This window comes from Serratia marcescens (genome assembly GCF_001902635.1).
GTDB classification, from domain to species: Bacteria; Pseudomonadota; Gammaproteobacteria; order Enterobacterales; family Enterobacteriaceae; genus Serratia; species Serratia marcescens_F.
The window spans coordinates 1-23,128 of the sequence record NZ_MJAO01000027.1; the positions used below are offsets into that span (position 1 = coordinate 1).

Consider the following 23,128-nt stretch of genomic DNA (forward strand, 5'->3'; position numbering starts at 1 on the left):
AGGGCCGCATCAGCGGCCCTTGTCATATTCCGGCTTTAATCAGGCCTGTTGTTTTTTGAATAGGCTCAGCGTGAACAGCACGGCGGCGCTCAGCACCACCGAAGGGCCGGCCGGCGTATCGTAAAACGCCGAGAAAGTCAGGCCGCCGGTGACGGCCACCATCCCGAGCAGCACCGCGCAGCCGGCCATCTGTTCCGGCGTGCGCGCGAAGCGGCGGGCGGTAGCCGCCGGAATGATCAGCAGTGAGGTGATGATCAGCGCGCCGACGAATTTCATCGCCAGGCCGATGGTCAACGCGGTGATCAGCATCAATACGGTGCGCGCCCGCACCAGATTGACGCCGTCAACGTGCGCCAGCTCCGGGCTGATGGTCATCGACAGCAAATCGCGCCATTGCCACCACAGCACCAGCAACACCACCGCGACGCCGCCGGCGATCATCACGATATCGCTCAGCGTAACCGACAGCAAATCGCCGAACAGGTAGGCCATCAGATCGACTCGCACGTTAGACATCAGCGCCACCACCACCAGACCCAGAGACAGGGCGCTGTGGGCCAGAATGCCGAGCAGGGTATCCACCGAAAGCTGCGGGCGGCGTTCCAGCCACACCAGGGCCAGGGCCAGCAGCAGCGTAATGGCAATCACCGCATAGAAAGGATTGATGTCCAGCAGCAGACCAAAGGCGACGCCGAGCAGCGAGGCGTGGGCCAGCGTGTCGCCAAAGTAGGACATGCGGCGCCAGACCACGAAGGAGCCCAGCGGCCCGGCGGCACTAGCCAACAATACGCCGGCCAGCCAGCCGGGGAGTAACAGTTCGATCATGCTTCGCGGCTCCCGGTTTTCTTCAAGACAATTCTTCCCTGCAGGTCGTGACGGTGATTGTGATGGTGACGATATACCGCCAGTTGCTCTGCGCCGCGGTTGCCGAACATGGCGATGAATTCGGGATGCATCGAGACCACTTCCGGCGCACCGGAACAGCAGATGTGCTGATTGAGGCACAACACCTCGTCGGTTTTCGCCATCACCAGATGCAGGTCGTGCGAAACCATCAGCACGGCGCAGCCCAGCTCTTTGCGCAGCTGGTCGATCAGATCGTAGAGCGCCAGTTGGCCGTTGACGTCCACCCCTTGCGTCGGTTCGTCCAATACCAGCAGTTGGGGTTTATTCAGCAGCGCCCGCGCCAGCAGCACGCGTTGATTTTCACCGCCGGAAAGCTTTTGCATCGGCTGGTCGAGCAGGTGGGCGGCCTGCACGCGCTTGAGCGCCGGCAGAATGTCGGCTTTCTTCACGCCGGGTTTCAGGCGCATAAAGCGGCTGACGGTCAGCGGCAGGGTGGCGTCGAGGTGCAGTTTTTGCGGCACATAGCCGATGCGCAGATCGGCTTCACGCTCCAGCGTGCCCTCGGAAGGTTTGACCAACCCTAGCACTACGCGCACCAGCGTGGATTTGCCCGCGCCGTTCGGGCCAAGCAGCGTGAGGATGCGGCCTGGCTGAAGGCTGAGGGAAATATTCGACAGCACCTTGCGGTTGCCGAAGGCGACGGAGATATTTTTTAGCGTTATCAGTGTAGACATCTCGAGATTACAGGTTGCAGAACGAAGCGAATGTTATAATATCACGCCTTGTTGATGAAAACGATGGGATTACTGATGATGGCAAAGAAAAATAAATGGCTGCAGCGCACGCTGCTGGCCAGCGCTCTGTTGATGGCCGGCCCGCTGAGCAGCGCTTCCGCTGCGGTGGTGACCTCGATTCGTCCGCTGGGCTTTATCGCATCGGCCATCGCCGACGGCGTAACGCCGACCGAAGTGCTGTTGCCGGACGGCGCTTCGCCGCACGATTTCGCGCTGCGCCCGTCTGATATCCAGCGCTTGCGCTCCGCAGACCTGGTGCTGTGGGTCGGGCCGGATATGGAAGCGTTCCTGACCAAGGCGCTGTCGCCGATCGCCGCCAAGAACCAATTGGCCATCAGTGAACTGCCGGCGGTGAAGCCGTTGCTGATGAAAGGTGAAGATGACGACGATCATGATCATGCAGGCGATGCGCATAATCATGCCGATCACGATCATGGGCATCATCACGGCGAGTACAATATGCACGTTTGGCTGTCGCCGGAGGTGGCGAAAGTGACCGCGATCGCGATTCACGACAGATTGTTGGAACTTATGCCGCAAAATAAGGACAAATTAGACGCAAACCTGCGCCAGTTCGAGAATCTGCTGACGCAAACTGACAAAAATGTTGGTAACATGCTTACGCCTGTGCAAGGTAAGGGTTATTTTGTTTTTCATGATGCTTACGGCTACTTTGAGAAACACTACGGTTTGAGTCCACTGGGCCATTTCACCGTCAATCCCGAAATTCAACCTGGAGCGCAGCGCCTACACCAAATTCGAACACAGTTGGTTGAGCAGAAAGCGGTATGCGTTTTTGCTGAGCCACAATTCAGGCCGGCCGTAATCAATGCCGTCGCCAAGGGTACCACTGTGCGTTCCGGAACGCTGGACCCGCTGGGCATCGGCATCGCGCTGGGGAAGGACAGCTACGGGACATTCCTGACACAGCTGTCGAACCAGTACGTGAGCTGCCTGAAGTAAAGCTTATGAGGATAATATCGAGTGCAGCAGATAGTCCGAACTATCGCTCTGGCGTATAACAACCTGCCACGGCCCCACCGCGTCATGCTGGGGTCGCTGACAGTCGTCACATTGGCCGTCGCTGTTTGGCGGCCTTTTGTTTACCACCCAGAACACAATCCCATCGCCAAGAACGTCGAGTTAGAATCCAGCCAGTTGCGGTCACTGCTCCCCGAAGCCAGTGAACCGATCGATGCCGACCAACCCACCCCCGACGACGAAATTCCGCAGGATGAGCTGGACCAAAAGGATGCCGGCGATGATGGCGTGCATGAATATGTGGTTTCCACCGGCGACACGCTCGGCAGTATTTTGACGCAATATGGCATCGACATGTCGGATGTCACCTTGCTGGCTTCGCAAAACCGCGATCTGCGTAACCTGAAGATCGGTCAACAGCTGTCGTGGACCGTGAACGAAGCGGGCGATCTGCAGCAACTGACCTGGGAAGTCTCCCGCCGCGAAACCCGTACCTATGAACGCGTCGGCAATAGCTTCAAAGAGTCGAAAGAGGCACAGCAGGGCGAATGGCGCAACAAGGTGATCAGCGGCCGGGTTAACGGCAGCTTCGTCAGCAGCGCCGGCGACGCCGGGCTGAGCCGCAACGAAATCAATGCGGTGATCAAGGCGCTGCAGTGGCAGCTCGATTTTCGCAAATTGCGCAAAGGCGATCAGTTCGCGGTACTGATGTCGCGCGAACATTTCGACGGTAAGAAATCGCAAAGTCAGCTGTTGGGCGTGCGCCTGCGTACCGGCGGCAAGGATTATTACGCTGTTCGCGCCGAGGACGGCAAATTCTACGATCGCCAGGGCTCCGGTCTGGCGCGCGGCTTCATGCGTTTCCCGACCATGAAGCAGTTCCGTATCTCCTCCAACTTCAACCCGCGCCGTGTGAACCCGGTGACCGGCCGCGTGGCGCCGCATAAAGGCGTCGATTTCGCCATGCCGGTCGGTACGCCGGTACTGGCGGTCGGTGACGGTGAGGTGGTGATCGCCAAGCGCAGCGGTGCGGCGGGCAACTATGTGGCGATCCGCCACGGCCGTCAGTACACCACGCGTTATATGCACCTGAAGAAACTGCTGGTGAAACCGGGCCAGAAGGTGAAACGCGGCGATCGCATTGCGCTCTCCGGCAACACCGGCCGTTCTACCGGGCCGCACCTGCACTTTGAACTGTGGACCGGCCAACAGGCGGTGAACCCGCTGACGGCCAAACTGCCGCGTTCCGAAGGGCTGAGCGGCAAAGATCGCAGCGATTATCTGGCGCAGGTGAAGGAAGTGGTTCCTCAACTCCAGCTGGATTAACGTCCCCCTTTTCCCGGCGCTTCGGCGCCGCTAATTTCATCGGCCTGATTGCGGGCCGATGCTGTTTTATCTGGGCGGTTCGCGGTTGTTAATTGCAAAATCGGTGATGGCAATTATGATTAGCCGAATCGCTAAGCCAAGAGCATGTGCATGCAAAACGAGAAAAAATCGAACGTAGAGTTCATCCCGCAGTTTCAAAAAGCCTTTTTGTACCCGCGCTACTGGGGCGTGTGGCTGGGAACTGGCCTGATGGCCGGCGTTTCGCTGGTGCCTGCGCGCTTGCGCGATCCGGTACTGGGCGCGATCGGTAAACTGGCCGGTAAGCTGGCCAAGGGCGCGCGGCGCCGCGCGCGCATCAATCTGCTGTACTGCTTGCCGGAGCTGCCGGAAAGCGAACGTGAGCACATCATCGACCAGATGTTCGCCTGCGCGCCGCAGTCGATGGTGCTGATGGCGGAGCTGGCGTGCACCAAGCCGGAGAAAGTGCTCCAGCGTGTGCGTTGGCACGGTGAAGAGGTCTTGGACAAGATCCGCGCGGAAGGGCGTAACGTGATCTTCCTGGTACCGCACGGCTGGGCGGTGGATGTGCCGGCGATGTTGATGGCCGCGCGCGGTCAACCGATGGCGGCGATGTTCCACAACCAGCGCAACCAGCTGGTCGATTACCTGTGGAATGCCGTGCGTCGTAAATTCGGCGGCCGCATGCACGCGCGCAATGACGGTATCAAACCGTTTATCAGTTCGGTGCGGCAAGGGTACTGGGGCTACTACTTGCCCGATCAGGACCACGGTGCCGAACACAGCGAGTTCGTCGACTTCTTCGCCACCTATAAAGCGACCTTGCCGGCGGTAGGACGGCTGATGAAAGTGTGCCGTGCGGCGATCGTGCCTCTGTTCCCGGTTTACGACGGCAAAACCAGCATGCTGGATATCTATATTCGCGAGCCGATGGATGACCTGGCCGAAGCAGACGATCCGCGCATTGCCCGCCGCATGAACGAAGAGGTGGAAAATCTGGTGGGCCCGAACCCGGAGCAGTACACCTGGATCCTCAAACTGCTGAAGACGCGCAAGGAAGGGGAGATTGAACCTTACTCGCGCGACGATCTGTATCGTTAATCCTTTCTACCGCTAATGCCGGCCAGGCCGCAACCCGGCCGGCGTCTCTTCAGATGTGGACCATACAGCCGCGAGCCCGCAGGATGTCGACGACTTTAGGCGTGCGGGTGAAATCATTCCAGCGCAGGTCCAGCTTGCGCAGGCGGCTCAGCTCGCCGAGGCTTTCCGGCAGGTCGCTCAGGCGATTGGCACGCAGATCCAGGCTTCTCAGCGCCGTCAGCTCACCGATATTTTCCGGTAGGCGCGTCAGCTGATTGAAACGCAGGTTCAGCTCGCTCAACCGCGGCAGCCGACAGACGGCCTGCGGCAGCTCGGCGATGGCATTGTTAGCCGCGTCGAGTATCTCCAACTCACCGAGCTGAGCCATTTCCGCCGGCAGCGTGGTCAGGGCATTCTTCATGATATGCAGTTCGCGCAGTGCGCGCAGTTGCCCGATTTCGACGGGCAGGTTGCTGATGCGGTTGTTGTATAAACGCAGCTCCTGCAATGCCGCAAGCCGCGGTATCGCCTGTGGCAAAGCGGTTAAATGGTTGTCGGTCGCGTTGAGATAGACCAGCTGCTGCAGCTGCGCCAGCGAGCGCGGCAAAACGCTCAAGCCGTTATCGCTCAGATAGAGATATTTCAGCCGATGCAGTTGCCCCAGTTCTTCGGGGAGTTCGCTTGCGCGATTGTGGCCGAAGTCGAACATCTCGAGCCGTTGCAACTGGCCAATCTCCGGCGGCAGGCGGTCGAGCTGGTTGCAGGAGATATTCAGCACCTGTAGATTTCGGTGCCGGAAGATCGGGATGGGGAAGGTGGTCAGCTGATTGTCGTACAGGCTTATCTTGCGCAGCGAGTGGCCGGCTAATTGCGACTCGTCGAGCTGCATCAGGCCGTGACCGTCGAGATCGAGTTCATCACCGCTCGCTGCGGGATTGTGCTGGTGGAGCATGGTGTTCTCCGTCGTTTATGGCGGTGTCAGGGCAAAAAAAATGCCGGCCCACGTGAGCCGGCCGGCATTTCGTCTGCGGCGCGGATTACTCGACGCGCAGGATACGGCTGGTATTGGTGGTGCCGACGGTTTCCATCACGTCGCCCTGGGTGACGATCACCAGGTCGCCGGAGACCAGGAAGCCTTTGTCGCGCAGGCGGTTGACGGCTTCATTGGCGGCGATCACGCCGTCTTTGTGGCTGTCGAAATACACCGGCGTCACGCCGCGATACAGCGCGGTCAGGTTCAGCGTGTGTTCATGACGCGACATGGCGAAGATCGGCAGGCCGGAGCTGATGCGTGACATCATCAGCGCGGTGCGGCCGGACTCGGTCATGGCGATCAGCGCGGTGACGCCTTTCAGGTGGTTGGCGGCATACATCGAAGACATGGCGATCGCCTCTTCGATGTTGTCGAACTGCACGTCCAGACGGTGTTTGGAAACGTTGATGCTCGGGATTTTCTCGGCGCCCAGACAAACGCGCGCCATCGCTGCCACAGTTTCCGCCGGGTATTGGCCGGCGGCGGTTTCCGCTGACAGCATAACGGCGTCGGTGCCGTCCAGCACGGCGTTGGCCACGTCCATGACTTCGGCGCGGGTCGGCATCGGGTTGGTGATCATCGACTCCATCATCTGAGTCGCGGTGATCACTGCGCGGTTCAGGGTACGGGCGCGGCGGATCAGTTTCTTCTGAATGCCGACCAACTCCGGATCGCCGATTTCGACGCCCAGGTCGCCACGGGCGACCATCACTACGTCGGAGGCCAGAATAATGTCGTCCATCGCTTCGTCGCTGCAGACCGCTTCGGCGCGTTCAACCTTGGACACAATTTTGGCGTTGCAGCCGGCGTCGCGCGCCAGGCGGCGAGCGTAGTTCAGATCTTCACCGGTACGCGGGAAGGAGACCGCCAGGTAGTCGACGCCAATCTTGGCGGCGGTAACGATGTCTGCCTTGTCTTTTTCGGTCAGCGCTTCGGCCGACAGGCCGCCGCCGAGTTTGTTGATGCCCTTGTTGTTGGACAGCGGGCCGCCGACGGTCACTTCGGTAAACACTTTCATGCCCTGAACTTCGAGCACTTTCAGCTGAACGCGGCCATCGTCGAGCAACAAAACGTCGCCCGGCACCACGTCGGCAGGCAGGCCTTTATAGTCGATGCCGACCTTTTCTTTATCGCCTTCGCCTTTGGACAGGTTAGCGTCCAGCAGGAATTTATCGCCCACGTTGAGGAAGATTTTGCCTTCCTTAAAGGTGGATACACGGATTTTTGGCCCTTGCAGATCGCCGAGGATAGCGACGTGACGCCCCAGTTTGGCAGCGATTTCGCGCACTTTATCAGCGCGAGCTTGGTGATCTTCCGGGCTGCCGTGGGAGAAGTTAAGCCGAACTACGTTGGCGCCGGCGGCAATGATCTTTTCCAGATTATTGTCGCGGTCTGTAGCCGGACCCAGGGTGGTAACGATTTTGGTTCTTCTGAGCCGTCTGGACATGTATTACTCCGTTGACTGGTGAAGCAAATATTGGTGTTGCGATAACGTCGGATAACGAAACCAGGCGTGAAATGTAATTTTACAACACTGATATTTCACCCGGGTTACCCGCATGAGCGTTTTAACAGGGTACAACCTCTGATGCCGCCATTCAAATGTCTGTTGAACGGCGATTTTTTTCTTCGTCGGGTTACGAGTCAAAACTGTTGGGAATGACTACGCCTTTATCAAAGCGCGATTCTTTAAGCGCTTCTTTGACCCGCTTCAAGTTATCTCTGAATTTAGCCCCTCTGCGCAAGGTAAATCCGGTGGCAAGCACGTCAATGAGCGTTAATTGCGCAATCCGCGACACCATAGGCATGTAAACGTCGGTGTCTTCGGGTACATCGAGCAGCAAAGCGAGGGTCGCCGCCTGGGCGAGCGGGGTATCGCGTGAGGTGATGGCCAGTACCGTGGCGTCGTTTTCTCGCGCCAGATGCGCCATCTCCACCAGATTCTTGGTGCGGCCGGTATGCGAAATCAACACCACCACGTCGCCTTCGCTGGAGTTCATGCAGCTCATGCGCTGCATGACGATGTCATCGAAGTAGACCACCGGGATGTTGAAGCGGAAAAATTTGTTCATCGCGTCGTGCGCCACCGCCGCGGAGGCGCCCAGGCCGAAGAAAGAGATCTTTTTTGCCTGGGTGAGCAGGTCAACCGCACGATTGATTGCGGCAATATCCAAATTTGCCTTTACTGTATCCAGGCTGGCCATTACCGACTCGAAGATCTTGCTGGTATAGGAATCGACGCTGTCGTCTTCCTCAACGTTACGGTTTACGTAAGGCGTGCCGTTAGCCAGGCTTTGGGCAAGATGCAGTTTGAAATCGGGAAAGCCTTTGGTATCAAGACGGCGGCAAAAACGGTTGACGGTGGGCTCGCTGACGTCGGCCATGCGCGCCAGCGTGGCGATGCTGGAGTGAATGGCGGTCTGCGGGGAGGCCAGAATCACCTCGGCGACTTTCCTTTCAGATTTGCTCAGGAGCTCCAGATGGCTCTGGATTTTGTCCAGCGTATTCATATAACGAGAGTCACTCATGGTTTTATCCCTGTGGCTTTCAAGCAACAGCGCCGAATTTCGCCCGTGTTCGCCGTGCGGGCAGACGCCAAACGAGCGGCTGTAACCTGGAATCGATAGGGTATGTCGATTTCAAATAAAGGAGAAATCAATGCCGGTTTAGTGAAAATATACTACGTGCTGGTAACCGTTGGCAGTCTCGACAGGGCGTATACAGGCTTTTTTCACCAGAATATGACCTGTGTCTAACTTTCATAATGGTAACAGAGCGTCAAAAAAGACGAAAAATTACAGTTTTGCCCGCTGGTGAGGGCTCTGGCGCGCATGGGCGCTATCACTGGAATCTTGAGGTCTTTTTTTCTGCTTTTTCACCGGGTTTGCTGGCCGTAGTCAAACAGAGTACATTAGTAATGTAAGAAAATTACAAATATCCTGCAACGAGGAGATGAACATGGCGGTAACCTCTACAGCCCAGGCGTGTGACCTGGTTATTTTCGGCGCGAAAGGTGATTTGGCGCGCCGTAAACTGCTGCCTTCCCTGTACCAGTTAGAGAAAGCCGGACACATCCACCCGGATACGCGGATCATCGGCGTCGGCCGCGCGGAGTGGGATAAACAAGCTTATACCGAAGTGGTCAAGGAAGCGCTTGGCACCTTCATGAAGGAAAAATTGGATGACGAACTCTGGGCTACGCTGAGCGCCCGCCTGGACTTCTGTAACCTGGACGTTAACGACAGCAAGAACTTTACCAAACTGGGTAAAATGCTGGATCAGAAGCATCGCACCACCATCAACTACTTCGCCATGCCGCCAAGCACCTTCGGCGCCATCTGCAAAGGGTTGGGCGAAGCCAAGCTGAACCACGAGCCGGCGCGCGTGGTGATGGAAAAACCGCTGGGCACCGATCTGGCGTCCTCTCGCGTGATCAACGATCAGGTGGCGGAGTACTTCAACGAATCTCAGGTTTACCGTATCGACCACTATCTCGGCAAAGAGACGGTGTTGAACCTGTTGGCGCTGCGTTTCGCCAACTCGCTGTTCGCGTCCAACTGGGATAACCGCACCATCGATTCGGTGCAGATCACCGTGGCGGAAGAAGTCGGCATCGAAGGGCGCTGGGGTTACTTCGATCAGGCCGGCCAGATGCGCGACATGATCCAGAACCACCTGCTGCAGATCCTGACCATGATCGCCATGTCGCCGCCGGCGGATCTGACCACCGACCGCATCCGCGACGAAAAGGTGAAGGTATTGCGCTCGCTGCGCCGCATCAATCAGACCAACGTGCGGGAAACCACCGTGCGCGGTCAGTACACCGCCGGTTTCGTCCAGGGCAAGAAAGTGCCGGGCTATCTGGAAGAGGAAGGGGCGAACAAGAGCAGCAGCACCGAGACTTTCGTGTCCATCCGCGTGGATATCGACAACTGGCAGTGGGCCGGGGTGCCGTTCTACCTGCGCACCGGTAAACGTTTGCCGACCAAATGCTCGGAAGTGGTGGTGTACTTTAAGAACCCGCCGCTTAACCTGTTCAGCGATTCCTATCAGCAGCTGCCGCAGAACAAGCTGACCATCCGCCTGCAGCCGGACGAAGGCATCGAAATTCAGGTGCTGAACAAGGTGCCGGGGCTGGATCACAAACACCGCCTGCAGACCACCAAGCTGGATCTGAGCTTCTCGGAAACCTTCAACCAGGAGCACGTGGCGGACGCCTACGAGCGCCTGCTGCTGGAAACCATGCGCGGTATTCAGGCGCTGTTCGTGCGCCGCGATGAAGTGGAAGAAGCCTGGAAGTGGGTCGACTCCATCATGGATGCATGGAAAGCCGACAACGAGGCGCCTAAGCCTTATCAGGCGGGCACCTGGGGGCCGGTAGCCTCGGTGGCGATGATCACCCGCGACGGCCGTTCCTGGAACGAGTTCGAGTAATGCGTAACGCCGGCAGCCCGTCTGCCGGCTTTTTTTTGCCTGCGATCTGCGCGTGGGCCACATCACTGACGGTACGGTCGGACGCCTGTGCACTCGCGCAGAGCCCTGTGGCAGGGGCGTGCCATTGTTAACCGCGAGTCATGGAGAAACAACGATGGAAAACTGGAAAACCAGCCCCGAACACATTCTGACGGCGGGGCCGGTGGTGCCTGTTATCGTGATCAACAAGCTGGAGCAGGCGGTACCGCTGGCGAAAGCGCTGGTTGCCGGCGGCGTGCGGGTGCTGGAGGTGACGCTGCGCACCGCCTGTGCGCTGGCGGCTATCCGCGCCATTGCCCAAGAGGTGCCGGAGGCGATTATCGGCGCCGGTACGGTGATCAATCCGCAGCAGCTGCGGGAGGTGACCGAGGCGGGGGCGCAGTTCGCCATCAGTCCGGGGCTGACCGAAGCCTTGCTGCAGGCGGCGATGGCGGGGCCGATCCCGCTGATCCCTGGCATCAGCACCGTGTCTGAACTGATGCTGGGCATGGATCACGGTCTGCGCGAGTTCAAGTTCTTCCCGGCGGAAGCCAACGGCGGCGTGAAGGCGTTGCAGGCGATCGGCGGCCCGTTCCCGCAGGTGCGTTTTTGCCCGACCGGCGGCATTACGCCGAACAACTACCGCGATTATCTGGCGTTGAAAAGCGTGCTGTGCATCGGTGGTTCCTGGCTGGTGCCGGCGGATGCGCTCGAAAGCGGCGACTACGCGCGCATCACTGAACTGGCCCGCAGCGCCGTCAGCGGTGCTGTGTCGTAACCCGCGCCGCGCATGGGATTGGCGCATATTTGCGCATCCACGGTTTTCGCAAGGCTCAACGTTCCGTTGAGCCTTTTTTAATTTTTATCGCAATTAACTTTCTTATTTTTAACCCGTTTTTTTCTGATTTTTTATGAAAACGGCAGTTTGCTTTATTATTTTGGCTGTGGTAAAAATATCTCAGTTGAAAATTTTACATTTATGAGGATATTGGGCAAATCGCACGGTGTGCGGCTGATAATAGAGAACTATTATGATGACTATTAACGGAACTACCCTCAGAACCTCTACGTGCCAACTCTTCCTTTCTGCGATCCTTGCCAGTGAGCATCACTGGTGCAGCGAGCTATAGCGTCTTTCTCCCTTAACCGGTGCCGGTAGCGGGCTTAAGCCTTCGCTCTACCGTTCAGCCGGGCAAACATTCTTTTTGCGTTTGGGTCAGTTTATCCCCAGGGATCTCTGCGTCTTGCGCGCCGCGCTGCGGCCGTTTGGCGAGATAAATCGGGATAAATATGCCTTGGCGCGCGTTATTCGCCGTTTGGGAGAAAAATTATGATTTATTGGATCTTTTTAGGTTTGGCCATCATGACCGAAATCATTGGCACCTTGTCGATGAAATACGCCAGCGTCAATGGCGGCATGATTGGGCACATCGTGATGTACGTGATGATCACCGCGTCTTATGTGTTGTTGTCGGTAGCGGTAAAACGCGTGGCGCTGGGCGTAGCCTACGCGCTGTGGGAAGGCATCGGCATTCTGTTCATTACCCTGTTCAGCGTGCTGTGGTTCGACGAACCGATCTCGGCGCTGAAAGTGCTGGGGTTGGCTACGCTGATCGCCGGCATCATGCTGGTGAAATCCGGCACCCGCAAAGAGCGAAAACAGGTCAGCCCGCGAGGTGACAACCATGCAACAGTTTGAGTTGTACCACATTGGGTTCTTGGGACTGGCGATCGTGTTGGAAATCGTCGCCAATATCTTCCTGAAAATGTCGGACGGCTTCCGTAAAATTTGGCTGGGGCTGTTGTCGCTGCTGTCGGTGCTCGGTGCGTTCAGCGCCCTGGCACAGGCGGTGAAGGGCATCGACCTGTCGATCGCTTATGCGCTGTGGGGCGGTTTCGGCATCGCCGCCACCATCGCCGCAGGCTGGATCATGTTCGGCCAGCGGCTGAACGCCAAAGGCTGGATCGGTCTGGCATTGCTGCTGACGGGGATGGTGATCCTCAAACTGTCCTGATGACGGGCAATAAAAAACCGCAGGCGTTCCGTCTGCGGTTTTTTTACGTCTCGCCCCGGCTTACAGCGCGGCGATGATTTTGATTTCCACCTTGTACTTCGGATTCATCAGCTGCGCCTGCACGGTGCAGCGCACTGGCGCGCTGCCGGCGACCACCCAAGCGTCCCAGGCGGCGTTCATCGCGGCGAAGTCGGCGGTGTTGGCCAGGAAGATGGTGGCGTCCAGAATGCGGCTTTTATCCGAGCCTACGCGCGCCAGCAGCACGTCGATGGCAGCGAGGGCGTTGGTGGTCTGCGCGGTGGCGTCCGCGTCCAGATTTTCCGGTACGCTGGTGTAGTAAACGGTCTCGTTGTGCACTACGGCTTCAGACCAGCGCTGATCGGGATCAATTCTTTCGATATTCATTTGCTTATCTCCATATCATAGTCCCGCTAAGGGTAGCACAGCCGGTCGTGAAAATGCGCGGCGATAAAGTGGGTGGTAGCCGGGCGGCAGGCTTGGCATAATCAGCGCTGAATGACACCGGCAGAGAGACAGCGTGACAGACGATTTTGCAACAGACGGCGCCTTGGCGCAGGCTATCAAGGGATTCAAACCGCGTGAACCGCAGCGGCAGATGGCGCAAGCCGTTACCGAGGCGATCAATTTCAAGCAGGAGCTGGTAGTGGAGGCCGGCACCGGCACCGGCAAAACTTTCGCTTATCTGGCGCCGGCGCTGCGCGCCGATCGCAAAGTGATCATCTCTACCGGCTCGAAAGCGTTGCAGGATCAGCTGTATGCGCGCGATCTGCCGACCGTCGCCAAAGCGCTGAAGTACAAAGGCAAGCTGGCGCTGCTGAAGGGGCGCTCCAACTACCTGTGCCTGGAGCGGTTGGAGCAGCAGTCGATGGCCGGCGGCGAGCTGGCGGGGCAGACGCTGATCGATCTGGTTCAGCTGCGCAAGTGGTCGTCGCAGACCAAAGAGGGAGATATCAGCACCTGCAGCGAAGTGGCGGAAGACAGCTTCGTCTGGCCGCTGGTGACCAGCACCAATGACAACTGCCTGGGCAGCGATTGCCCGCTGTACCAGGATTGCTTCGTGGTCAAGGCGCGCCGCCGCGCGATGGATGCGGATGTGGTGGTGGTGAACCATCACCTGTTCCTGGCGGATATGGTGGTGAAAGAGGGCGGTTTTGCCGAGTTGATCCCGGAAGCCGAGGTGATGATTTTCGACGAGGCGCACCAGATCCCCGATATCGCCAGCCAGTATTTCGGCCAGCAGCTCACCAGCCGCCAGCTGTTGGATCTGGCGAAGGACATCACCATCGCCTACCGCACCGAGGTGCGAGATGCCGCCCAGCTGCAAAAAAGCGCCGACCGCCTCAGCCTGAGTACGCAAGATTTCCGTCTGAATCTGGGGGAGCCGGGGTTTCGCGGCAATCTGCGCGACGTGCTTGGCGAACCGAACGTGCAGCGCGCCCTGCTGCTGCTCGATGACGCGCTGGAACTGTGTTACGACGTGATGAAGCTGTCTCTGGGGCGTTCGGCGCTGCTGGACGCCGCCTTTGAACGCGCCACGCTGTATCGTGCGCGTCTCAAGCGGCTGAAAGCGGTGACGGAGCCGGGCTACAGCTATTGGTATGAATGCAATTCGCGCCACTTCGTGCTGGCGCTGACGCCGCTGACGGTAGCCGATCGTTTCCGTGAAATGCTGGACGAGAAGCCGGGCAGTTGGATCTTTACCTCGGCTACCCTGTCGGTCAACGATCAACTGGGCCACTTCACCGAACGTTTGGGGCTGACCAAGGCCAAAACGCTGCTGCTGCCAAGCCCGTTCGACTATGCCAAACAGGCGTTGCTGTGCGTGCCGCGCTTTTTACCTTCACCAAATCAGCCCGGCGGGGCGCGCCAGCTGGCGCGCATGCTGCGGCCATTAATTGAGGCCAACAACGGCCGCTGTTTCTTCTTATGCACCTCGCACCAGATGATGCGCGAGCTGGCGGAAGAGTTCCGCGCTACGATGACGCTGCCGGTGCTGTTGCAGGGGGAAACCAGTAAAGGGCAGCTGCTGGCGCAGTTTGTCGCCGCCGGTAACGCGCTGCTGGTGGCAACCAGCAGCTTCTGGGAGGGGGTGGACGTGCGCGGCGATGCGCTGTCCTGCGTGATCATCGATAAACTGCCGTTCACTTCACCGGACGATCCGTTGCTGAAGGCGCGTATTGAAGATTGCCGCCTGCGCGGCGGCGATCCGTTTAATGACGTGCAGTTGCCGGATGCGGTCATCACCCTGAAGCAGGGCGTCGGCCGCTTGATCCGCGATACCGACGATCGCGGCGTGCTGGTGATTTGCGACAACCGTCTGGTGATGCGCCCATATGGTGAGGTGTTCCTCAATAGCCTGCCGCCCACGCCGCGTACCCGCGATCTGAAGCAAGCGATCGCTTTCTTGCAGGCCGCCGCTACGCAGGCCACGTGAAAGATGAAGGGCTTACGGGGCTGTGCTACAATGCGCGCCCTGTATGAAAAACCCAGTTTTATTCCCGCCAGAGGTTGGCATGTCCACGCGAATTTTAGCGATCGATACCGCGACGGAAGCCTGTTCCGTCGCCGTCTGGAATCAAGGCGAAATCCACGCCCTGTTTGAGCTGTGCCCACGCGAGCATACGCAACGTATTTTACCTATGGTGCAGCAGGTGCTGGCGGAATCCGGTCTGGCGCTCAACCAGCTCGATGCGCTGGCCTTCGGCCGCGGCCCCGGCAGTTTTACCGGGGTGCGCATTGGCATCGGCATCGCTCAGGGCTTGGCGCTGGGTGCCGATCTGCCAATGCTCGGCATTTCCACGCTGCAAACCATGGCGCAGGGCGCCTGGCGCGTCAGCGGCGCAGAGCGGGTGCTGGCGGCGATCGATGCGCGCATGGGCGAGGTCTACTGGGGGCAGTATGAACGCCAGGCGGACGGCAGCTGGTTGGAAAGCGAAGGCGAGGCGGTGCTGTCGCCGGCGCAGGCGCTGGAGCGCGCACAGCGTTTGCAGGGCGACTGGGCTCATGTCGGCACCGGCTGGCAAACCTATCCCGATCTGGTCAACGGCTCTGCGCTGAGCGTGCGTGACGGCCAAATGCTGTTGCCGCAGGCGGAAGACATGTTGCCGCTGGCGCTGCTCGCATGGCAGCAGGGGCTGTCGGTAGCGGTAGAAAACGCCGAGCCGACCTACCTGCGCAATGAGGTGACCTGGAAAAAACTGCCGGGCCGCGAGTAAGCGCGGCTTATTGTGCTGTTGTTGATAATGGGCGACGCCGGCCTGCAACTTGAGCGGTGAAACGCGGTCAAAGTTACAGGCGTTTCAGGAGATTGCGACCATGTTAATCCGCACTGCAAGTAGAAAGCTGTCGCTGCTGGCCGTTGCCTGCGGCGCGCTGGTTCTGGCCGGGTGTGTCACCGTGCCGGATGCGATCAAAGGCTCCAGCCCTTCGCCGGTGACCCAGCTTTCCTCGGTACAAAACGCACCAAACCTGTTCACCGGCGCGGAAGCCCGCTTTGGCGGCACCGTGGTGAACGTTGCCAACGAGCAGGGGCGCACGGTGCTGGAGATTGCGGCGGTGCCGCTTGATAGCGGGGCACGGCCGATATTGGGTGAACCGTCGCGCGGCCGCTTGCTGGCCACGGTGAACGGTTTCCTCGAACCGGTCGATTTCAGAGGCCAGCTGGTCACCGTGGTTGGCCCGATAACCGGCCTGAAAGAGGGCAGGATCGGCATGACGCCGTATCGCTTCGTGACGATGAACGTCACCGGCTTCAAACGCTGGCATCTGGTGCAACAGGTGGTGATGCCGCCAGCGCCGATGGGGCCTTGGGGTTGGCGCGGTGGTCCGTGGGGACCCGGTTGGGGCGCTGGTTATGGTTGGTACAACACTGGCCCGGCGCAGGTGCAAACCATCGTAACCGAGTAGCATACGCTTGATGTGAACAAATTTGACAGGGCGGCTCCGGCCGCCTTTTTCTTTTTTGGATAAGGAATATCCGACAATTAGTGACGTACATCGCAACCTGAGTAATGTTTAAAACTCGAACTGGTCTGCTGAGTTAAAATATTGTTATGGTTGGGCTGCGAGTTTGAGGGCTGCGATGATAATTAGTAATGATTTCAGGAGTAATACCTTGGATAAGGTCTGGTTAAAACGGTATCCGGCGGATGTGCCCGCAGAGATTGATGCCGATCGCTATTCGTCGTTGATCGAAATGTTTGAGCATGCCGTACAGCGCTATGCCGATCAGCCCGCCTTTATCAACATGGGCGAGGTGATGACCTTCCGCAAACTGGAAGAGCGCAGCCGGGCCTTCGCGGCTTATCTGCAAAATGAACTGGGCCTGAAGAAGGGCGACCGCGTCGCGCTGATGATGCCTAACCTGCTGCAATACCCCATTGCCCTGTTCGGCATTCTGCGTGCCGGCATGGTGGTGGTCAACGTCAACCCGCTGTACACCCCGCGCGAGTTGGAACATCAGTTGAACGACAGCGGCGCCAGCGCCATCGTCATCGTCTCCAACTTTGCCCACACGCTGGAAAAAGTGGTGTTCAACACCCAGGTCAAGCACGTGATCCTGACGCGTATGGGCGATCAGCTTTCGGCCGCCAAAGGCACGCTGGTCAACTTCGTGGTCAAATACGTCAAACGCCTGGTACCGAAGTACAACCTGCCGGACGCCATTTCATTCCGCAGCGCGCTGCAGCGCGGCCGCCGCATGCAATACGTGAAACCGGACATCGTTAATGCCGATCTGGCCTTCCTGCAATACACCGGTGGCACCACCGGGGTGGCGAAGGGGGCGATGCTGACGCACCGTAACATGCAGGCCAACCTCGAGCAGGCCAAAGCCGCGTACTCGCCGCTGTTCCGCGAAGGGCAGGAGGTGGTGGTGACGGCGCTGCCGCTGTACCACATTTTCGCGCTGACAGTGAACTGCCTGCTGTTTATCGATCTGGGCGGGCGCAATCTGTTGATCACCAACCCGCGCGACATTCCGGGGCTGGTGAAGGAACTGGGCAAATATCCGTTCACCGCCATGAGCGGGGTGAATACGTTGTTCAACGCGTTGCTGAACAACGAAGATTTCCACAAGCTCGACTTCTCGACGCTGCGTTTCTCGGTCGGCGGCGGCATGTCGGTGCAAAAAGCGGTGGCCGAGAAGTGGGAGAAAACCACCGGCAAACACCTGCTGGAGGGTTACGGCCTGACGGAGTGCTCGCCGTTGGTGGCAGGCAACCCTTACGATCTGAAACATTACAGCGGCAGCATTGGTTTGCCGGTGCCGTCGACGGACATCCGACTGGTGGACGACAACGGCCACGATGTGCCGCCGGGCGAACCGGGCGAACTGTGGGTCAAAGGGCCGCAAGTTATGTTAGGCTATTGGCAGCGCCCGGAAGCCACCGACGAAGTGCTGAAAGACGGCTGGTTGGCGACCGGTGATGTGGTTACCGTGGACGATCAGGGTTTTGTGCGCATCGTCGACCGTAAGAAAGACATGATCCTGGTTTCCGGTTTCAACGTCTACCCGAACGAGATCGAGGACGTGGTCAGCCAGCACCCGAAAGTGCTGGAATGTGCGGCGATCGGCGTGCCCAGCGAGGCCTCCGGCGAAACAGTGAAGATCTGCGTGGTAAAGAAAGACGCCTCGCTGACCAAGGAAGAGCTGCTGACCCATTGCCGCCGCCACCTGACCGGGTATAAAGTGCCTAAAATTGTTGAGTTCCGCGATGAACTGCCGAAATCGAACGTCGGCAAGATTTTGCGGCGAGAACTGCGCGAGGAGCAAAAAACGCCGAAGCCGGCCGATGCCGCTTAGGTTTCGCCCACGCGCCTGACTATCAACAACGCCGGTGAATGCCGGCGTTGTTGTGTTTGAATCCTACAAGAGAATGATGTTTTGAATTATCAGTTGATCACTACCGATGCCGGATTGCAGCAGGTCTGCGAGCAGGCGAGAAAGCATGCCCAGATTGCGCTGGACACCGAATTTGTCAGAACGCGCACCTACTATCCGCAGCTGGGTCTGATCCAGCTCTACGACGGTGAACAACTCTCCCTTATCGATCCTTTGCCGATCAAACAGTGGCAGCCGTTCATCGACCTGCTGGCCGATACCGCGGTGGTGAAGTTCCTGCATGCCGGCAGTGAAGATCTTGAAGTGTTTCTCAACGCCTTTAAAACGCTGCCGACGCCGATGGTCGATACCCAGATCCTGGCGGCCTTTACCGGTCGGCCGCTTTCCTGCGGCTTCGCTACGCTGGTGGCGGAGTACATGAAGGTTGAACTGGATAAGAGCGAGTCGCGCACCGACTGGTTGGCGCGCCCGCTGACCGAAAGGCAGTGCGTGTACGCGGCCGCCGACGTGTTCTACCTGCTGCCGATGGCTAAACAGCTGGTGCAGGAGACCGAAGAGGCCGGCTGGACCGCAGCGGCCAACAATGAGTGCGTGCTGTTGTGTCAACGCCGCAGCGAGGCGCTGGCGCCGGAAGTGGCCTATCGCGAAATCAGCAACGCCTGGCAGCTGCGTCCGCGCCAGCTGGGGTGTTTGCAGAAGCTGGCTGAATGGCGGCTGCGACAGGCGCGTGAGCGCGATCTGGCGGTGAATTTCGTGGTGCGAGAGGAAAACCTCTGGCAGGTGGCGCGTTACATGCCGTCTTCACTGGGGGAGCTGGACTCGCTGGGGCTGAGCGGGCCGGAGATCCGCTATCACGGTAAAACGCTGCTGGCGCTGGTGGCGGAGGCCGAAGCCCTGGATGAATCCGAGTTGCCGGCGCCGTTGGCCAACCTGATCGATCAGCCAGGTTACAAGAAGGTGTTCAAGGACATCAAGGCGGCGATCGCCACGGTCAGCGAGCAGAGCGGGTTGAGCAGCGAGCTGTTGGCGTCCCGTCGTCAAATTAACCAACTGCTGAGTTGGCATTGGAAACTGAAGGATGGCGAGAATCGCCCGGAATTAATCAGTGGTTGGCGCGGTGACTTATTAATGGCGCCGCTGCAGGAAATCCTGAAAGATTATTAATCGCTAAGTATCACCAGGGCAGGGTAAGGAAACTCTGCTCGGGTGAACTTGAGTAGGAAATAATGCGCTGAAGGTAAATCTGGCCAGAATTTACTTTAAACGAGGCGACGGCAAAGTTAATTGGGAATAGTCCCAAAGGGTGAAATCCCTTTTTTGCTGCCGATAAAGCTTAATAACTGGATGTGCATACAGTTACCCCCTGCATAAAATATACAGGGGGTAATTAATGCATCGCAATCATTTAGCTGCTTCTTCCGATTCCGGTAATGTCACGTTAAGTTCAAGAACCGAAATATCGTCCCCTTTCTGCTCGAACTGCACGTGCAGCATTTCAGGATCGATCTGAATGTATTTGCAAATAACCGCCAGAATATCGCGTTTCAGATCAGGCAGATACGGGGGCTCACTGTCCCCGCGACGACGCTCTGCGACGATAATCTGCAGCCGTTCCTTGGCTATATTGGCTGTCTGTTTTTTGCGGGACAGAAAGAAGTCTAATAAGGCCATGGTTTATCCCCCAAAAAGGCGTTTCAGGAAACCCTTCTTCTCTTCTTCAATGAAGCGGAATGGGCGTTCTTCCCCCAACAAGCGGCAAACGGTATCGTCATAGGCCTTACCGGCGTCTGACTCGGCATCCAGGATGACAGGTTCACCCTGGTTGGAAGCGCGCAGCACGGACTGGTCTTCCGGAATCACACCCACCAGCGGAATGCGCAGGATTTCCAGCACGTCTTCCATGCTCAGCATATCGCCACGGCTGACGCGGCCCGGGTTGTAACGGGTCAGCAGCAGGTGTTCTTTGATCGGCGATTCGCCTTTTTCAGCGCGGCGTGATTTGGAAGAGAGAATGCCCAGGATACGGTCGGAGTCGCGCACCGAAGATACTTCCGGGTTGGTGGTGATGATAGCTTCGTCGGCGAAGTACAGCGCCATCAACGCGCCGGTTTCGATGCCGGCCGGTGAATCGCACACCACGAACTCAAAATCCATCTCGCCGAGATCGTTGAGAATCTTTTCAACGCCTTCACGGGTCAACGCGTCTTTGTCGCGAGTCTGCGAAGCCGGCAGGATATAGAGGTTTTCAGTGCGTTTGTCTTTGATCAACGCCTGATTCAGCGTGGCGTCGCCCTGAATCACGTTCACGAAATCATAAACTACCCGACGTTCGCAGCCCATGATCAGGTCAAGGTTACGCAGGCCGATATCGAAATCGATCACTACGGTTTTCTTGCCTTTCTGGGCCAGGCCGGTAGCAATGGCCGCGCTCGAAGTGGTCTTGCCAACGCCCCCTTTACCCGATGTAACAACAATAATGCGTGCCATGAAATGGATTCCTTGTCAAAAGGGCTTAATTTAAAGGTTGTATGGTTAAAGCGTTATCCAACAGGCTGAGTCGTACGGCCTGCCCGACGTAATCGGACGGGATTTGGTCGCTCAACCAGTACTGCCCTGCGATAGAGACTAGCTCAGCCGCCAGGTGGGTGCAAAAAATCTGACATTGCGTGTCGCCTGACGCGCCTGCCAGTGCGCGGCCGCGCATCATGCCGTAGACGTGAATGTTGCCGTCGGCAATCAATTCGGCGCCGGCGCTGACGCTGTTGGTCACGATAAGATCGCAGTTGCGGGCATAAATTTGTTGGCCGGAACGGACAGGCGTGCTGATGATGCGCGTTTTGGCGGGGGCGTTATCCGCCACCACTGGTGCAGGCTTTGGCTCCGGCGCCGCCACTTTCTGGCCCTTGCCTTCGCTCAGCAGCGGCAGCCCAGCACGGGCTATCGCGCGTTTTTGCCGCTCATCTCTGCAACCGCTGATGCCCACAACGCGCAGACCTGCTGCCGCGACAGCCTGTTGAAGTTCTTTCCAGTTCGCATCGCCATCCAGCGTTGCGACGTTGATAACAACAGGGGCATTTTTCAGAAAAGCGGGCGCTTGCTCGACTTTTTCCTGTAACGCCTGACGTATTACCTCGGGCTGCGAATTATGCAAATGAACAACCGATAGGGTAAAACTGCTGCCTTTTAGCTCAATTGGCGATTGTGACATCTATCCTGACTCAGTCTCAGCAACTTTAAATCCCCGGAATACCACTCGGGGTGCGATATTCCGATGTACTATAAGCATGTTATAGTCAGAGTTATATCCAGGCAAGACGCTCCCTCAATTAAATAGAGTTAAAAAAATGCTTTGTGTGATCTATAGAAGCCCGAAACGCGATCAAACTTATCTTTATGTCGAAAAAAAAGACGATTTCTCTCGTGTGCCAGAAGAACTGATGAAAAGTTTCGGCGTGCCGCAATTCGCCATGATGCTTTCGCTTGATGAGCGTAAGAAACTGGCGTCGGCAGATATCGAAAAGGTGAAGCAGGCGCTGAAAGACGAAGGGTATTACCTGCAGTTCCCGCCGCCGGTAGAAAACCTGCTCAATCAGCATCTGGCGGGCGACAAGGTCTGAGACGGCGGCCACGGCCAGGGGAGGCGCGATGATACGTTCGGCGAGAAGAACCGTATGGGCCGCCTGGCTGGCGCTGGGCGCTGTGCTGATACCGGGTGCACCGCAGGCGGCACCGGAAACGACGCTGGCGGCGAGCGGCCGCGATCCGGCGCAGTTCCCGGCGTATGTCGAGCAACTTAAGCGCCGTGCACAGGATCAGGGCATCAGCCAGGCCACCCTTGACCGCGCTTTTGCGCAAATACATTTCGTCGATCGGGTGATCAAGGCCGATCGCAATCAGCCGGAGCAGAAGATCACTCTGGACGACTACCTGCGGCGGGTGATGGCGCCTGTTAAGGTACGCCAAGGGCGCGAGCTGTACCGGCAGCGCCATGCGCAATGGGGGCGCGCCAGCGAGCGTTATCGGGTGCCGGGGCGCTATATCATCGCGCTGTGGGGTATGGAAAGCGCTTACGGCAAGATTCAGGGGCGAGAGGACGTGGTCTCTGCGCTGGCGACGCTGGCGTTCGAAGGGCGCCGCGAGGCCTTTTTCAACCAGGAGCTGATGGCGGCATTGCAGATCATGGATCAAGGCCATGTCGGCGACGCGCTGCTGAAAGGCTCCTGGGCCGGCGCAATGGGGCAATGTCAGTTTATGCCGAGCTCCTTCCTGCGCTATGCGGCAGACGGCGACGGTGACGGGCGCATCGATATCTGGAACAACATTGATGACGTTTTCGCGTCTACGGCCAGCTACTTGTCCAAAGAGGGCTGGCAGCCCGGCATCGGCTGGGGGCGCGAGGTCAAACTGCCCGTCGGTTTCAATCGGGCCGATCTGGGGCTGAAAGACGCGCAGGCGCGCAGCGTCAATGAATGGCAGCAACGCGGCGTGCGCCGTGCGGATGGCAGTGCGTTGCCGCACGCCGTTCAGCGCGGTTGGATCATCGCGCCGGACGATCTGCAGGGGCGGACGTTCCTGGTCTATGATAATTTCCGCACCCTCATGCACTGGAATCGGTCTTACTATTTCGCCATTGCCGTGGGTATGATGGCGGACGCGATCGGGCATTGATCCGGCACACCAATAACCGGCTTGGCGCGCCAAGCCTCTACAGTTTGGGAGA

The 23,128-nt window shown here is 58.2% G+C and carries 23 protein-coding genes; 14 read left to right on the forward strand and 9 right to left on the reverse strand.

The genetic code is table 11. The features are described 5' to 3' along the window. Positions 1-39: 39 nt before the first annotated feature. A complete protein-coding gene (znuB, locus tag BHU62_RS20980) occupies positions 40-825 on the reverse strand; it encodes a zinc ABC transporter permease subunit ZnuB (RefSeq protein WP_073534229.1) in 786 nt (261 codons plus the stop codon). Next, the gene (gene znuC / locus BHU62_RS20985; protein WP_073534231.1) at positions 822-1,580 is read right to left on the reverse strand and encodes a zinc ABC transporter ATP-binding protein ZnuC; all 759 of its coding nucleotides are present in this window, start codon (positions 1,578-1,580) and stop codon (positions 822-824) included. The genes znuB and znuC overlap by 4 nt, the downstream gene beginning before the upstream one ends. A gap of 78 nt (positions 1,581-1,658) precedes the next feature. Between znuC and znuA the strand changes: the two genes are divergently transcribed. The 3 genes from znuA (at position 1,659) to lpxM (ending at position 5,066) form a co-directional block, all read left to right on the forward strand. After that, the gene (gene znuA, locus BHU62_RS20990; protein ID WP_073534436.1) at positions 1,659-2,603 is read left to right on the forward strand and encodes a zinc ABC transporter substrate-binding protein ZnuA; all 945 of its coding nucleotides are present in this window, start codon (positions 1,659-1,661) and stop codon (positions 2,601-2,603) included. Between the two features lie 21 nt (positions 2,604-2,624). Then, positions 2,625-3,947, forward strand: a complete 1,323-nt coding sequence (gene mepM, locus BHU62_RS20995; RefSeq protein WP_073534232.1) for a murein DD-endopeptidase MepM — start codon at positions 2,625-2,627, stop codon at positions 3,945-3,947. A gap of 150 nt (positions 3,948-4,097) precedes the next feature. Next, on the forward strand, positions 4,098-5,066 hold the full coding sequence (gene lpxM / locus BHU62_RS21000; protein WP_073534233.1) for a lauroyl-Kdo(2)-lipid IV(A) myristoyltransferase: 969 nt from the start codon (positions 4,098-4,100) through the stop codon (positions 5,064-5,066). A gap of 49 nt (positions 5,067-5,115) precedes the next feature. Here the strand turns inward: lpxM and BHU62_RS21005 are convergent, their stop codons facing one another. The 3 genes from BHU62_RS21005 to BHU62_RS21015 all read right to left on the reverse strand — a co-directional run bounded on the left by BHU62_RS21005 (position 5,116) and on the right by BHU62_RS21015 (position 8,588). Continuing rightward, the gene (locus BHU62_RS21005) at positions 5,116-5,997 is read right to left on the reverse strand and encodes a leucine-rich repeat domain-containing protein (RefSeq protein WP_073534234.1); all 882 of its coding nucleotides are present in this window, start codon (positions 5,995-5,997) and stop codon (positions 5,116-5,118) included. 85 nt (positions 5,998-6,082) lie between these two features. After that, complete coding sequence (pyk, locus tag BHU62_RS21010) at positions 6,083-7,525, reverse strand: pyruvate kinase (RefSeq protein ID WP_019452801.1); 1,443 nt, start codon at positions 7,523-7,525, stop codon at positions 6,083-6,085. A gap of 190 nt (positions 7,526-7,715) precedes the next feature. Then, complete coding sequence (locus BHU62_RS21015; protein WP_004932335.1) at positions 7,716-8,588, reverse strand: MurR/RpiR family transcriptional regulator; 873 nt, start codon at positions 8,586-8,588, stop codon at positions 7,716-7,718. A 448-nt stretch (positions 8,589-9,036) separates the two neighbouring features. Here BHU62_RS21015 and zwf point away from each other — a divergent pair, with 448 nt between their 5' ends. The 4 genes from zwf (at position 9,037) to mdtI (ending at position 12,545) form a co-directional block, all read left to right on the forward strand. Beyond that, positions 9,037-10,512, forward strand: coding sequence for a glucose-6-phosphate dehydrogenase (zwf, locus tag BHU62_RS21020; RefSeq protein WP_073534393.1), 1,476 nt, complete (start codon positions 9,037-9,039; stop codon positions 10,510-10,512). A 154-nt stretch (positions 10,513-10,666) separates the two neighbouring features. Further along, positions 10,667-11,308, forward strand: coding sequence for a bifunctional 4-hydroxy-2-oxoglutarate aldolase/2-dehydro-3-deoxy-phosphogluconate aldolase (locus tag BHU62_RS21025; protein ID WP_073534394.1), 642 nt, complete (start codon positions 10,667-10,669; stop codon positions 11,306-11,308). A 552-nt stretch (positions 11,309-11,860) separates the two neighbouring features. Then, a complete protein-coding gene (gene mdtJ / locus BHU62_RS21030; protein WP_004932327.1) occupies positions 11,861-12,229 on the forward strand; it encodes a multidrug/spermidine efflux SMR transporter subunit MdtJ in 369 nt (122 codons plus the stop codon). Next, on the forward strand, positions 12,216-12,545 hold the full coding sequence (gene mdtI / locus BHU62_RS21035) for a multidrug/spermidine efflux SMR transporter subunit MdtI (protein ID WP_073534395.1): 330 nt from the start codon (positions 12,216-12,218) through the stop codon (positions 12,543-12,545). The genes mdtJ and mdtI overlap by 14 nt, the downstream gene beginning before the upstream one ends. 60 nt (positions 12,546-12,605) lie before the next feature. Here the strand turns inward: mdtI and BHU62_RS21040 are convergent, their stop codons facing one another. After that, a complete protein-coding gene (locus BHU62_RS21040) occupies positions 12,606-12,950 on the reverse strand; it encodes a RidA family protein (RefSeq protein ID WP_073534396.1) in 345 nt (114 codons plus the stop codon). Positions 12,951-13,083: 133 nt separating this feature from the next. Between BHU62_RS21040 and BHU62_RS21045 the strand changes: the two genes are divergently transcribed. From BHU62_RS21045 to rnd, 5 genes are all read left to right on the forward strand, one after another. Then, positions 13,084-15,000 (forward strand): ATP-dependent DNA helicase, encoded by a 1,917-nt coding sequence (locus tag BHU62_RS21045; RefSeq protein ID WP_073534397.1) that lies wholly within the window; start codon positions 13,084-13,086, stop codon positions 14,998-15,000. 79 nt (positions 15,001-15,079) lie between these two features. Then, positions 15,080-15,781, forward strand: a complete 702-nt coding sequence (gene tsaB, locus BHU62_RS21050; RefSeq protein ID WP_073534398.1) for a tRNA (adenosine(37)-N6)-threonylcarbamoyltransferase complex dimerization subunit type 1 TsaB — start codon at positions 15,080-15,082, stop codon at positions 15,779-15,781. Between the two features lie 100 nt (positions 15,782-15,881). Beyond that, positions 15,882-16,472, forward strand: coding sequence for a Slp family lipoprotein (locus BHU62_RS21055; RefSeq protein WP_073534399.1), 591 nt, complete (start codon positions 15,882-15,884; stop codon positions 16,470-16,472). Positions 16,473-16,680: 208 nt separating this feature from the next. Beyond that, on the forward strand, positions 16,681-18,369 hold the full coding sequence (gene fadD / locus BHU62_RS21060; protein ID WP_073534400.1) for a long-chain-fatty-acid--CoA ligase FadD: 1,689 nt from the start codon (positions 16,681-16,683) through the stop codon (positions 18,367-18,369). Between the two features lie 81 nt (positions 18,370-18,450). Continuing rightward, positions 18,451-19,572 (forward strand): ribonuclease D, encoded by a 1,122-nt coding sequence (gene rnd / locus BHU62_RS21065; protein ID WP_073534401.1) that lies wholly within the window; start codon positions 18,451-18,453, stop codon positions 19,570-19,572. A 237-nt stretch (positions 19,573-19,809) separates the two neighbouring features. Here the strand turns inward: rnd and minE are convergent, their stop codons facing one another. The 3 genes from minE to minC are packed head-to-tail and all read right to left on the reverse strand — an operon-like array spanning position 19,810 to position 21,616. Continuing rightward, positions 19,810-20,079 carry a cell division topological specificity factor MinE gene (minE, locus tag BHU62_RS21070; protein WP_004932303.1) on the reverse strand — a complete coding sequence of 90 codons (270 nt, stop codon included), beginning with the start codon at positions 20,077-20,079 and terminating at the stop codon, positions 19,810-19,812. A 3-nt stretch (positions 20,080-20,082) separates the two neighbouring features. Next, on the reverse strand, positions 20,083-20,895 hold the full coding sequence (minD, locus tag BHU62_RS21075; protein WP_073534402.1) for a septum site-determining protein MinD: 813 nt from the start codon (positions 20,893-20,895) through the stop codon (positions 20,083-20,085). 25 nt (positions 20,896-20,920) lie between these two features. Beyond that, the gene (gene minC / locus BHU62_RS21080; RefSeq protein WP_073534403.1) at positions 20,921-21,616 is read right to left on the reverse strand and encodes a septum site-determining protein MinC; all 696 of its coding nucleotides are present in this window, start codon (positions 21,614-21,616) and stop codon (positions 20,921-20,923) included. A gap of 136 nt (positions 21,617-21,752) precedes the next feature. Between minC and BHU62_RS21085 the strand changes: the two genes are divergently transcribed. Next, the gene (locus BHU62_RS21085; RefSeq protein WP_073534404.1) at positions 21,753-22,025 is read left to right on the forward strand and encodes a YcgL domain-containing protein; all 273 of its coding nucleotides are present in this window, start codon (positions 21,753-21,755) and stop codon (positions 22,023-22,025) included. 28 nt (positions 22,026-22,053) lie between these two features. Then, entirely contained in the window at positions 22,054-23,076 is a 1,023-nt protein-coding gene (locus tag BHU62_RS21090; RefSeq protein ID WP_073534405.1) for a lytic transglycosylase domain-containing protein, read from the forward strand. The last annotated feature ends 52 nt before the right edge of the window (positions 23,077-23,128 follow it).

Excerpts from the sequence above, each read along its gene's own strand:
- znuB (WP_073534229.1), bottom strand. The coding sequence starts at position 825 with ATGATCGAACTGTTACTCCCCGGCTGGCTGGCCGGCGTATTGTTGGCT.
- pyk (WP_019452801.1), bottom strand. The coding sequence starts at position 7,525 with ATGTCCAGACGGCTCAGAAGAACCAAAATCGTTACCACCCTGGGTCCG.
- BHU62_RS21085 (WP_073534404.1), top strand. The coding sequence starts at position 21,753 with ATGCTTTGTGTGATCTATAGAAGCCCGAAACGCGATCAAACTTATCTT.
- zwf (WP_073534393.1), top strand. The coding sequence starts at position 9,037 with ATGGCGGTAACCTCTACAGCCCAGGCGTGTGACCTGGTTATTTTCGGC.
- minE (WP_004932303.1), bottom strand. The coding sequence starts at position 20,079 with ATGGCCTTATTAGACTTCTTTCTGTCCCGCAAAAAACAGACAGCCAAT.
- BHU62_RS21025 (WP_073534394.1), top strand. The coding sequence starts at position 10,667 with ATGGAAAACTGGAAAACCAGCCCCGAACACATTCTGACGGCGGGGCCG.
- znuA (WP_073534436.1), top strand. The coding sequence starts at position 1,659 with ATGGCAAAGAAAAATAAATGGCTGCAGCGCACGCTGCTGGCCAGCGCT.
- BHU62_RS21015 (WP_004932335.1), bottom strand. The coding sequence starts at position 8,588 with ATGAATACGCTGGACAAAATCCAGAGCCATCTGGAGCTCCTGAGCAAA.
- mdtJ (WP_004932327.1), top strand. The coding sequence starts at position 11,861 with ATGATTTATTGGATCTTTTTAGGTTTGGCCATCATGACCGAAATCATT.
- BHU62_RS21090 (WP_073534405.1), top strand. The coding sequence starts at position 22,054 with ATGATACGTTCGGCGAGAAGAACCGTATGGGCCGCCTGGCTGGCGCTG.
- znuC (WP_073534231.1), bottom strand. The coding sequence starts at position 1,580 with ATGTCTACACTGATAACGCTAAAAAATATCTCCGTCGCCTTCGGCAAC.
- minD (WP_073534402.1), bottom strand. The coding sequence starts at position 20,895 with ATGGCACGCATTATTGTTGTTACATCGGGTAAAGGGGGCGTTGGCAAG.
- BHU62_RS21005 (WP_073534234.1), bottom strand. The coding sequence starts at position 5,997 with ATGCTCCACCAGCACAATCCCGCAGCGAGCGGTGATGAACTCGATCTC.
- lpxM (WP_073534233.1), top strand. The coding sequence starts at position 4,098 with ATGCAAAACGAGAAAAAATCGAACGTAGAGTTCATCCCGCAGTTTCAA.
- mdtI (WP_073534395.1), top strand. The coding sequence starts at position 12,216 with ATGCAACAGTTTGAGTTGTACCACATTGGGTTCTTGGGACTGGCGATC.
- tsaB (WP_073534398.1), top strand. The coding sequence starts at position 15,080 with ATGTCCACGCGAATTTTAGCGATCGATACCGCGACGGAAGCCTGTTCC.
- minC (WP_073534403.1), bottom strand. The coding sequence starts at position 21,616 with ATGTCACAATCGCCAATTGAGCTAAAAGGCAGCAGTTTTACCCTATCG.
- BHU62_RS21040 (WP_073534396.1), bottom strand. The coding sequence starts at position 12,950 with ATGAATATCGAAAGAATTGATCCCGATCAGCGCTGGTCTGAAGCCGTA.
- BHU62_RS21055 (WP_073534399.1), top strand. The coding sequence starts at position 15,882 with ATGTTAATCCGCACTGCAAGTAGAAAGCTGTCGCTGCTGGCCGTTGCC.